Annotated in this window: 12 protein-coding genes and 1 tRNA gene; 1 reads left to right on the top strand and 12 read right to left on the bottom strand. The window is 29.7% G+C overall.

Translation table 11 applies throughout. The features are described 5' to 3' along the window. Complete coding sequence (locus bhYOR_RS04045; protein ID WP_025400095.1) at positions 1-618, top strand: hypothetical protein; 618 nt, start codon at positions 1-3, stop codon at positions 616-618. A gap of 6 nt (positions 619-624) precedes the next feature. Here bhYOR_RS04045 and bhYOR_RS04040 read toward each other — a convergent pair whose 3' ends face one another. From bhYOR_RS04040 to nadD, 12 genes are all read right to left on the bottom strand, one after another. Continuing rightward, positions 625-1731: a thymidine kinase gene (locus tag bhYOR_RS04040; protein WP_025400094.1), complete on the bottom strand. Its 1107-nt coding sequence runs from the start codon at positions 1729-1731 to the stop codon at positions 625-627. A 32-nt stretch (positions 1732-1763) separates the two neighbouring features. Further along, entirely contained in the window at positions 1764-3401 is a 1638-nt protein-coding gene (locus bhYOR_RS04035) for a S1C family serine protease (RefSeq protein WP_247088230.1), read from the bottom strand. A 16-nt stretch (positions 3402-3417) separates the two neighbouring features. After that, on the bottom strand, positions 3418-4896 hold the full coding sequence (locus bhYOR_RS04030; protein ID WP_025434140.1) for a hypothetical protein: 1479 nt from the start codon (positions 4894-4896) through the stop codon (positions 3418-3420). 21 nt (positions 4897-4917) lie between these two features. Continuing rightward, complete coding sequence (gene ftsH, locus bhYOR_RS04025) at positions 4918-6825, bottom strand: ATP-dependent zinc metalloprotease FtsH (RefSeq protein ID WP_025400091.1); 1908 nt, start codon at positions 6823-6825, stop codon at positions 4918-4920. Further along, positions 6822-8138, bottom strand: a complete 1317-nt coding sequence (gene tilS, locus bhYOR_RS04020; RefSeq protein WP_038446252.1) for a tRNA lysidine(34) synthetase TilS — start codon at positions 8136-8138, stop codon at positions 6822-6824. Before tilS ends, ftsH begins: the two co-directional genes overlap by 4 nt. Next, complete coding sequence (gene pth, locus bhYOR_RS04015; RefSeq protein WP_025400089.1) at positions 8138-8704, bottom strand: aminoacyl-tRNA hydrolase; 567 nt, start codon at positions 8702-8704, stop codon at positions 8138-8140. Before pth ends, tilS begins: the two co-directional genes overlap by 1 nt. A gap of 6 nt (positions 8705-8710) precedes the next feature. Then, a complete protein-coding gene (locus tag bhYOR_RS04010) occupies positions 8711-9259 on the bottom strand; it encodes a 50S ribosomal protein L25/general stress protein Ctc (RefSeq protein WP_025434139.1) in 549 nt (182 codons plus the stop codon). Positions 9260-9282: 23 nt separating this feature from the next. Beyond that, positions 9283-9354 (bottom strand) — tRNA-Gln (locus bhYOR_RS04005). A 63-nt stretch (positions 9355-9417) separates the two neighbouring features. Further along, on the bottom strand, positions 9418-9714 hold the full coding sequence (gene spoVG / locus bhYOR_RS04000) for a septation regulator SpoVG (protein ID WP_025400087.1): 297 nt from the start codon (positions 9712-9714) through the stop codon (positions 9418-9420). A gap of 99 nt (positions 9715-9813) precedes the next feature. Beyond that, on the bottom strand, positions 9814-10164 hold the full coding sequence (gene rsfS / locus bhYOR_RS03995) for a ribosome silencing factor (RefSeq protein ID WP_025400086.1): 351 nt from the start codon (positions 10162-10164) through the stop codon (positions 9814-9816). Continuing rightward, positions 10139-11323, bottom strand: a complete 1185-nt coding sequence (locus bhYOR_RS03990) for an LCP family protein (RefSeq protein WP_025400085.1) — start codon at positions 11321-11323, stop codon at positions 10139-10141. The genes rsfS and bhYOR_RS03990 overlap by 26 nt, the downstream gene beginning before the upstream one ends. Continuing rightward, positions 11324-11896 carry a nicotinate (nicotinamide) nucleotide adenylyltransferase gene (gene nadD / locus bhYOR_RS03985; protein WP_025400084.1) on the bottom strand — a complete coding sequence of 191 codons (573 nt, stop codon included), beginning with the start codon at positions 11894-11896 and terminating at the stop codon, positions 11324-11326. It abuts the gene before it with no gap. Between the last annotated feature and the right edge of the window lie 17 nt (positions 11897-11913).

The following is an 11913-nucleotide window of genomic DNA, read 5'->3' as shown; positions in this document are numbered from 1 at the left end:
ATGTTTCGTAAAAACTTTTTTGTATTATGTCTAGTAATATTTTCAATTCTACCCATAACCAATATAAATGCATCATCAAAATTTTTCTATGCTGAACAATGGTATGTCATTTTCAATGAGCAAATGAAAAAAACCCCTGATAATTATAAAAGAAATATATTTTTTTTACAAAATGCATTAAAATATCCATTTGGAAATCCAAACTACTCTTTATCAAAAGTAGAAACAAGAGAAGAATGGGATAAATATAAGCTTCTCTTTAAAATGCATGTAAATTTACTCCTTGTTAAGCAACATCTGTATTTAGGCAACTTATTTGATACAAGGTATACATATTTTTATAAAACTCCAAAAAAGAAGGGAATTCTTGAAAACTTAAATCAAACTACAAATTTTTATAAAATAGCTGCTGATTACTATACAGAAGCTTTAAAGTACCACAAGCAATTGCATAAGTATAAATTTACTAAAATGCAAAGCGATGGAATAACAAACTGGGAAGATGAATATCATAGAATTGAAATGAAAGAACTGAACTACTATGACATAATCAAAAGAGAACTAATACGCATTGAAAAAATAAAAGAGTTTTTTCAAAAAAGACCAAATTATTATTAATATTCTTTAAAAAATCCATTTATATTCTTTTGAAACAATTACTTTTTGAATATAATCCTTACTAAGAGAAAATTTATTAATAAGCTCTTTAAAATCTCTCTTACTAAGAATATTACATTCCAATGAAAGTGTAATTAAAGCTCTCTCTGCTAAAAAAGGTAATTCTAATAAATTTTCCAAAACCACAATATCATATCTTCCTCTAGATTCAATCAAAAGAGAATTTTCAAAATTCGCATTCCTCGCATTACTGCTTAAATCCACGATTTCTCTCTCAAGCAATCTTTTATCACCTTGAGCATACAATAATGCAAAAGGTTTAAGAATAGTAAAAAAATATTCTCTACCAACAAGATAATGATGCCTAGAACACCTTGTAGCATAATTTGGATAAATAGCAGACTCAACAATCTCATCACCACCAACAATCAACAAAGGATCAAAATAAGGCGCGGCTATTTCCTTTCCTCCATAAAAATAATATCTGTATGTTAAGAAAGATTCATCCATACAATCAACATGCTCACAATAAGCGCCAAGACGACAAATCTTATCTGAATATTCTATTAAGAGTTTAGCAGTATTATTAAATATTTCTTTTCTAAAATTATAAAGTAAGGTAGGAAGTATAAATAATACATTTGAATCTAATGCGATTTTATTTAAAATAAAAACCAACCGCTCATCATAAAAACAAGTTTCATCAATAATAAAAGTCCCATATTCAGGATTATTGTCTATTAATTGGCCTACATCAAAAGAACTACCTGCAAAATCAACTCCATCAACCCTATCACTCCCACCTCCCCTATAAGGAATAACATTTAGGGGATAATTTTTAAATCTTTTCTTATCAAGAATATTTCTAATAAAAAATACATTAGCTCTGTTTCTGAGTCCCTTAGTAATAGAATCTAACACTTTAGAAGATTTATTCTTAATAATAAGAGAATCTTTATAGATCTTAGCAGCATATTCTGTCTTACCACTACCCATAGGACCAATTATAAGCATTAAATTTAAATTATCTTGAAAATCAAAATGACTAATAGAAACAATATTATCAAGTTTGGACTTAGTATCTCCACTAACTAATTTCAAATAAAAGCTCATAAAAATCAACCACAACCATATTAAATAATATTTTATACAAAAACAAGAGAATCAAAGGGAATAACAAGCTGCAGAGGGGCTCCTAAATATCCTGAAAACAGTCTTTTAACATAAAGCAATAAAACAAATAATCTCTTATCCATAAGATAGTTAAAAGAATAAACAAAAATTTCATCATTTGCCCTAAAATTAAGTTCATCACCAAGACCATTTGAAAATACCTTAGCAACTCTATACTCTCTCCCAGAAATCAAATTCAAATTTAATCCCAAAAAAGCTCCCATCAAATTTTTAAAAGAATCACTCTCTACAATACCTTCAATAATACCTTCTGGCCGATCTTGTGGATACAAATAACTCTCATACTCTTTATTATCTCTTCTATACCTAATTCTCACCATAGACCTCCTTTGCAAAATATAGTATTGAAGCTCTCTTAAGCTCTCAAATTTTAAGGAATTAACACTAAGAATAGAATCCCCACTCCTCAACCCACCAATATCTGCAGGGGAATTAGGCGCTACATATGATATTTCCAAATCTTTCAAACTTTCAGAAAAAGTAAATCCCAACCATTTATTTCTTAAAATCCCACCTTCATACATAAATGGCAAAACCTTTAAAACCCATTTTGAAGGTATAACGAAATTAAGACCTTGTGAATGTAAAATTCCAGCAAATGTAAGTCCAACAAATTCGCCACTTTCATTTACCACAGGCCCACCAGAATTTCCCTGATTAATAGCAGCATCAATTTGATAAGAATCACCCACAGATAACAAGTTTCTATTCTTTCCAGAAATTATTCCTGAAGTAATAGTCTTCTCAAATCCCATAGGAGAACCCATAGCATAAATTCTATCTCCAATATTAATATTAGAAGAATAATTTAAATTAAATTGATAATCTAATTTAAAAGAAACCTTAATTAAAGCAAGATCCATTTTCTTTGAATAAGAAATTACTTTTGCAGGCAGTTTTTCGCCCTTGCCCCTTGGAAGTCTAACATAAAGATTGGAAACTCCTTTGTAATCATTATCAACCTGAGAACTAATTACATGATAATTAGTTAAAGCATATCCCTTAAGATTATCAACAACAAAAGCAGAACCCACGGCAATATTTGGCAGCCTATGGCCATTTACAATTTTAGTTCCCATATCCACCCAAACTGTTAAAACAGCCGTATCAAGCAAGACATTTCTTGAGGGAGATTTTTTATTAATGACAAATTTTTTCAAAGAATCAAAAGTATTATCAAATGAATAATATTTTGCAAAAAAACTTGCAAGCATCGGGTCCTTGCGCTTTAAACTCTCAAGATGCTTTAAAATCAATTGTTCTCTACTCTCATGAAGCATGATACCAAACAAATTTAAAGTCTCAAGCTTAAAGAGTGCGCCCTCATAATCTTTTGCCTTACAAAACTTAAAGTATTCATTTTGAATGCCAGACAAAGCTTTATCCCTTAAGTCTAGAATACCTTGATCCATTTTAAAACCACTATTTTTTAGATTGTAATAACTTGAAAGAGCAATCTCAAACTTATTATTTTCAATATGCTTATTTATGCTTTCAGATGGGATATAATAAATTTGTTTGTCATCTATGTCTTTTATTGTGCTGCATGAAAAAATTAACATAAAAATAACAAAAATTTTTCTATGCATCAATAATTCTTAAAAGCTAATTAATGTTATGATAGATATCAAAACTATCATCTAAAATAACTCTCTTAACTTTTAAAACCCCTTTATCATAAATTTCAACATAATTAAACTTCTCAGATCCATTAATCTTTCTATAAACTGAAACCAGATCACCAAAAGAATAATTCTTAACTTCTATAACATCAGAATTATTAAAGGTTTTTTTCTCTATTAAACTTTTTTGAATATTTAAAACAGAAACTCGTTTTGGATTTAAACTTAACATACTAGGAATAAAAATTTCTGAAACATTGGCTACTAAAAACTCATTAATGCCCACATAATCAAATCTATAACTAAAACCATCAAAAATCTCATACTGAAAAGAGTTTAAAGCAAAAGTATATACATTTTTTTTATCTGGGTAATCAACTTCAATCATACTGACATAAGGATAAACAGAATAACTAACCTTATAACCAAGCAAGTCATTCTCATAACGAACAGGAACTTTATCTTTAAAATAAACCTTATTAAAATAAGGCTCACCTAAGTTTACATCCGTAGAATAGTCCACTATTTTTGAAAAAAAACTTACCAAAACTCCATTCTCAAATACTGCAGCATTATTTTTATCATTGACAAAATACATACCGGACAAATTTTTATAACGACTCAAAAATTCATCTCGTATAATAGGATCTCTTAAGAGATCATAAAACATCTTATATTCACCTATTGTTTCAGGGGGGGATTCTTTAAAAAATAGATAAGCTTCATCAGGTGTTAAGAGTTTATATTTAAGTAAATACATACTCTGAACACCATTTAATTTCTTACTCTTATTTTTTAAAAAAGTAAATAAAGCAACAGAATTAGATTCATTTAACGTTGTATTTTTAAAAATAAAATCAATATTGTTACTATTGAAAAAAGAATCTTCTTTTAATTTAAGTTTACTAAAAAGACTTGGGAAAAATTTATCTTCCTTTAAAAACCATTTAAAAAACCTCAAATCATCACTATACACCGCAAAAGAATTTGCTAACACTTTACTAAAAGTTCCATTAAAATCCCCAAGTCTACTAGAAGCTTCAAGCCGCATGTAAATCAAGTCTTTATCATTCTGAAAATCACCATCTAGTTTATCGTAAACAGCAATAATTTCCCTGTTTTTATCAATATCCTCATTTTGACTTAGAATCAACGAAAAATATTGATAATATAAATCTCTAGGCTTTATAAACCTAAAATTATTGATATCTATTGCGGATCTTAAAAAATAAATTCTATCTAACAACGAAATATCATTTCTCAATGAAAGTTCATAAAGAGAATCTGAATTTTTTAAATTAAACTCAAGAGAACCATAAAGCATATCAAGTCCTCTTTGAGTACCATCGAAACTTTTAGCTTCAATAAAAAGAATTTCTGATATATCCTTGTCTCTTTCTTTTAATTTAGCATCTAAGTTTACTAAAAATAAAAGTAAAAACATAATTTTTAAGACAACCATAAGACTCCTTAAAAATTTTACTTATCCATTGACCGTCTCTAATGTAGGCTCTTTTAAACTTTTTTCGTGATCACTCTCAATCATTTCAAATCCTAAAAGCTCTCTTACTTCATTATCTGTTAAAGTTTCCCTTGCAACTAAGGCTTTTGCAAGTTTAACTAACTGATCTTTATGTTTCATCAAAATATCTGACGCTTCTTTTAAACATCCTTCAAGAATTCTCTTAACTTCTCTGTCTACTCTATCAGCAGTATTCTCAGAATATGCCTTTGCTTTAGAAAATTCTTTTGGAAGGAAAATTGGAGCTTCATCATCCACCAAAAATATTGGGCCTACATCCTCTCCCATACCCCATTCTGTAACCATTTTCTTTGCTAAATTAGTAGCTTGCATCAAATCATTCTGTACACCAGCTGTAGTAAAACCTAAATTAATCTGCTCACTAGCATAACCCCCATAACATATCTTAATCTTATCAAGAATCTGATTTTTATTTATTGAAAGCCTATCCTCCCTAGGAAGAGAAAAAGCAACTCCAAGGGCTCTGCCTCTAGGAATAATAGTAACCTTATGTAAAGGATCAGCATATTCAAGATAATAATGAAGCAACGCATGTCCCGCTTCATGATAAGCCGTTTCAAGTTTCTGTCTATCAGTAATAGTCATAGATTTCTTGGCAACGCCCATTAATATTTTATCTCTAGCTTCTTCCAAATCATGCATAAGAATCTCAGACTGATCATTCCTTGCAGCAATTAAAGCGCCCTCATTAATCAAATTCGCAAGATCAGCACCACTAACACCAGGAGTAGCTCTTGCTATTACCCTAAGGTCAATTTCTTTTGAAAGTTTAGTCTTTTGAGCATGTATATTAAGTATTGCTTCTCTCTCTTTAATATCAGGAAGGGTCACTGTTACTTGCCTATCAAACCTTCCAGGTCTAAGCAAAGCAGAATCAAGAACATCAGGTCTATTTGTTGCTGCCATCACAATTACGTTAGTATATGTTCCAAAACCATCCATTTCAACTAGCAACTGATTAAGGGTCTGCTCTCTCTCATCATGACCACCACCAAGACCAGCTCCACGACTTCTTCCAACAGCATCAAGCTCATCAATAAAAATTATGCAAGGAGCATTTTTTCTTGCATTGTCAAACAAATCTCTAACACGACTTGCTCCAACCCCTACAAACATCTCAACAAAATCAGAACCTGACATATGAAAAAAATTTACACCTGCCTCACCTGCAACAGCTTTGGCAAGCAAAGTCTTTCCTGTTCCAGGCGATCCAACCAAAAGAACACCTTTTGGAATCCTTGCACCTATCTTTTCAAACTTTTTAGGATACTTAAGAAATTCAACTATTTCACTAAGTTCCTGCTTAGCTTCTTCTTGCCCAGCAACATCTTTAAAAGTAACCTTATTCTTTCCTGCCTCATATTTTTGTGCATTGCTTTTTCCAAATGAAAAAACCTTGCCTCCCCCACCCTGAGTCTGACGAAATATAAAAAAGAAGAAAACAAAAAATAATATCCATGGCAAAGTTTGAAGAATAACACCAATTAAAGATGATTGACTCTTACCAGAACTTACTTCAACTCTCTTGGCCTTAAGTTCAGAAAGCAAATTGAGATCAAAATAAGGAATATTAGTAGAGAAATAAGATTTTCCTAAATTTGAATTTTTGACAATAAACTGAATTTGACTTTTATCAATTATTACAGCCGATTCAATTAAACCACTATCTAAATAAGTTTGAAATGTACTATAAGGCACGCTCTTATAATTTTCTCCGCCCCGCATAAAATAAGACATGAATATTGCTAAAATTAAGAAGACTATAACAAGAATCAAAATCCAATTCTTATTTTTCTTTTTGTTATTAGATTTACCATTATTATTCAAATTATTATTGTTAATATTCATTCCTTTAAAAATCCTCCGAACAAAGATATATTAATTTTTTTAATAATGTTCTTATCACTCCACATTAAGTTTAAAGTATTTAAATCAATAATTCCAATTATCTTATCATTTAACACTAACAACATTAAATAAAGTGGATTATATCTTACAAACTTAGAAAAGAATCTCTTTGATTGTAACTTATTTTTAAAAAAACTATGCCTAAACTCATAAGAACAACATCTCAATGTTAATATAGAATCATCCTCACACTCCAAATATTCTAACAAAATCTTACCCAAAGATAAACTATGATATTCATTAACTCTTAAAAAAAAATCAAAAGGCTCACGCATCTCTTCAGCTCTCCTCAAGATAAGGTTAACCTTATCCTGACGCTTTTCTAAAAAAAACTCATTGGTTCTAAGTAAAATTTTACTTCTTTTATTAACAGGATTTACCCTAAAAATCTCATTTAGAGCTCCATATGATAAATTTGACACAATACCTTCTAAATTTAAAATCTTAAAAATACTTCTAAAAACCAAGTATTTTGGCAGACTGAAAAAAGTCATAGCATCAAAAGAATAATAATAATTACCCTTACTAGAAGGGAGAAAATCCTTTTTATCAAAATAATCTACAAACTCACTTGAAAAATCAGATATTCTTTCCAGGCCCCTTTCATATCCTTTAAAAATTTTCCCAATAACTGGCATAAGATTATTTCTAACCCTATTTCTTAAATACAAATCTTCATGATTAGTACTATCAACAAAGTAAACAATATTATTTAAAGAAAGAAATTTTTCAATCTCCTCTCTTGACACTTCAAGTAAAGGTCTAATAATATTGCCATTGATAATTGGAATGCCAGAAAATCCATCCAAAAACGAACCCTGGAAAAATCTCATCACTAAAGTCTCAAATTGATCATTTTTATTATGAGCAAGAGCAATATACTTAGCCTCATTTTCCTTAAGGGCTTCTAATAAAGCATCATAGCGATATTTTCTAGCCAACTCCTCAACTGACATACCAAACTGACGAGATTCTCTCTTTATATCAACACTACACCTCTTTATTTGAAAGGTAATATTATGAAAATTACAAAACTTTTTTATATGTTCTATTTCCAGATTTTGTTCAAACTCTGGTCTTATGTAATGCGCAAAATAAAGTGCAACAATATTATTATTTAAATATTCCTTTAATCCCAATAACAAGGTAGTAGAATCTGCACCCCCAGAAAAAGCAACAATTGATTTTCCTTTAGGCAGAGAATTTTTAAAGTAAAAACTTTCTATTTTTGTTACTATATTATCCCAAAACATCAAAAACTACTAGAATTAATAGTTGCAACTTTATGTTCAAAATTAGATTCATCAATACCTAATATCTCTTCACTTAAAAACTCAAATACACTTTTAATACGCTCAAGCTCACTACCTCTAAATTTTGCAAGAACAAACTCTCTAAGACTAGACTTGTTGTTACTGCCAACTCCAATATAAAGCCTACTATACTTTGTACTTCCAAGGCTTAAAGAAATAGAACGAAGTCCATTATGAGTAGAAGTACCCCCTACCTTTCTAAGTTTACACTTTCCCAAAGGTAAATCAACATTATCAACAACAACTAACAGATTAATCATCTTCATATAAAACTTAGCAAAAACAGAAGGAAAAATATTACCACTCAAGTTCATATAAGTTAAGGGTTTAATTAAAACTATCCGTTTATTCTCAAGATAAAAATCAGAATATTCATAATTTTTTACCTTTTTCAAAGAAAGACCATTCTTTATAACCAAGTTATCTACAAGTTCAAAACCGACATTATGTCTAGTATTAAAAAAATTAGACCCGGGATTACCCAGGCCAACTATTAACAAATCCATAATTCTCTATTTTACAAGCAAAATCACTGAATTCCCATTCTCTTCAGAAAGTTTAACATTATCAGGAAGTACAATATCTTTAAAAGTTATTTGATCTCCCTTCTTAACAGGAGTCAAGTCTACTTCAACGAATTCTGGCAAATCTAAAGGTAAAGATTTAACTTTGATTTTAGTCCGAAGCACACTTAAAGTACCACCTTCCTTAACACCAACAGAAGCTCCTACAAATTTAATTTCAATATCTCTTTCAATATCCTTAGTCTTATCAACCTCATAAAAATCAACATGATAAATAAGTCCTTTAGTAAGATTCTCGCTCACATCTTTAATAAAAACACATTTCTCAATTTTTCCATCACTTAAAATCAAAACAGTATTATCTGTAAACTTTGCAAACTTATTATTAAACTCATTACTCTTAATTTTTATATGCAGGACATCACTTTCCTTTCCATAAACAACAGCTGGTATCTCAGATTTTGATCGTATCCTACGAGCACGCAAAGAACCAAAATCTAACCGACTTTCATATCTTAAAATCCTACTACTATCCACAATGAAACTCCTAATATAAAATACTGGGACGGAAGGATTCGAACCCTCGAATGCCTGGACCAAAACCAGGTGACTTACCACTTGTCCACGTCCCAAATACTCAATTACCCATAAGTCAAAAGGATACAAAATACAATACACTTTGTCAATAATATTTCCTAGCCTAATTCAAGTTCAAGTTCAATACTTGAAGGATCTTCCTTAACATATTCTTTAAAAATAGCACTTTGCAAAATCTCTCTAAAACTTTGATTAATAGGATGTACAATGTCCTTATACTCCCCGACCTTAGTTCTTCTATTAGGCATAACAATAAAAACTCCTTTTTGCCCCCTAATAACCCTGATATTATGCAAAACCAAACAATCATCAAAAGTAACTGTCACATATGCCAATAGCTTTGAACCGGGATTCTTATTATCAACTCTCCTAATTCTTACGTCTGTAATATTCACTCCTAGGCCTCCCTAAAATACATATTTTAAATCTAGAATATTTTTAATTTTTTGTAAATAATTCTTGCGATATTTTTATTTTTTTTAATTAAATAACTCTCAAGGATAAATAACTTCTCCCCTATCCCATATCTTTTCAAGCTCATAGTATTCTCTAGCCTTTTTACTCATCAAATGTATAACTAAACCTTCACATGCAATAATTGTCCAATCATAAATAAACCCCTTACCTTGAATATCATAATTCAAATCCATTTCCTTAAAGAAAATCACCAATCTTTCAGCATGCAAAGCTTCCATTTGCTTAAATGATGAGCATGAAACAATAATAAAAAAATCAGCCCAATTACAAACAGAACTAACATCAAGACCTAAAACATCAATCCCACCAAAATCAGACATAATCTTGCATAGCTTCTTAATATCATCTATTTTTAACATATCTCCCATCAAAATCATCTCCCAAAATGATTATTACATCAGGACTCATATCAGGCACATCAAGCCCTAAAGTATCTATACGAAACTCAGAAATTGGTTTAATAGTGCTTGCTCTAATTACATCCCCAACTTTAATGGCAATCTCCAAATTATCTGAATTATTTATTATTAAAGTATGAGCATAATTATGCCTATCTGCATTACCAAACCTTACAACCTTAAATTTAAAAGATTTAAAAATCTCTGCCACATTCTTTGCAAGTCCAGCGGTCTTAGTGCCATTTAAAACAACAACTCTGATTGCCTCTTCATTTCTAGTTTCACCCATTAAATCTCTATTTAAATTTTCTATCGACTCTTTAAGAACCGCCCCCCCATAATAAGGAAAAACAACTTTTATTAAATTATCATCATTATCCTTAAATGTCTCCTCTTGCCCCTTAATATTAATAAAAATAAGCTTCCCATTATTTATTTTATAATTAGTAAGAATATACTTAAATACGGTTTCAGAAAGATTAGTATCTAACATGAAATACATTTTAGCTAAATAATCATACTCCTCTTTCAAATCAGAAAATTGTGTTAAGATTTTTTTTAAAAACTCCTTAAAAAACTCAAATCTTTCATCGTAAGAAGCAATATCTCTGAAATAACTCAAATAATCATAAGACTTATCCCCATCAAAAACAGAATTACCAGAGGGTATTAAGATAGGACGTACTAAACTATATATTTTAACAGGGTTTTTAACAAGAAGTCGTACTCCACCAAGATAGTCAATAAATTTCACAAAATTATTCTTTTTAAAACGAATATAATAATCAGGTTCATGATTTAACTGCCGAGATACTTTAGATAAAAATTCAACAAATCTATTCTTCTTATATAAGTCTTCAAACCAAGAAACATTTCCCTTTAAATCCTCATAACCTGTATAAACAGGAATATCTAAAAATCCAACACTTCCTGTTTTTATATTAATAAAAACCTCTTGCATACTTAAAAGATTATCATTATCATCTTCTATAAGAAATAAAAAGCTAATATTATTCTTAGTATTTAATTCAAAATATATTTGCTCTCTTTTAGAACTATCAACAAAAAAAATTACAATACCACAAACTATTAAAATGATTAAAACTAAAAAAAATAACTCTTTTCTCAATTATTTACCTTTAACATACAAATTATTATTTTTAATATACCGCAAAACATCAAAGGGAAGCAAATAATCAACAGGCAATCCTTGCTCAATCCTATTTCTAATCTCTGAGGAAGAGATAGGAAATATTCTATTATCAATATAAGTATGTTTAAACCTACTAATGAGTCTTTCGCTGTAAATCCTGTGAACCACTACAAGATTAACAGATTCAACTATTTTTTCTGGATTTTTCCATGAATCAAAACTCTCAAAAAGATCATCTCCAATTACCAAATAGATATCATCATGAATATATTTATTCTTAATACAAGTAATAGTATCAACAGTATAAGTTATTCCGCCATTTACTATATCGCATTCATCGATAAACATATTATTTTCGTGTCGTACTGCCAATTTAAGCATTGCAATTCTATCTTTAACACTAATATTTTCAACACGCTTATGAACAGGCTTATGAGTAGGAATGAATAATATCTTATCAACATTTAAAAAATGCTCTAACTCCTTTGCTAAAAACATATGCCCAATATGAACAGGATTATAAGTACCACCCAATATTGCTATTCGCATAAACCTCCCATATTATA

Origin of the sequence: Borrelia nietonii YOR, assembly GCF_023035795.1 — a bacterium.
Classification (GTDB): domain Bacteria; phylum Spirochaetota; class Spirochaetia; order Borreliales; family Borreliaceae; genus Borrelia; species Borrelia hermsii.
The sequence above is the reverse complement of the archived record's forward strand: the minus strand, read 5'-3'. Positions and strand labels throughout refer to the sequence as shown.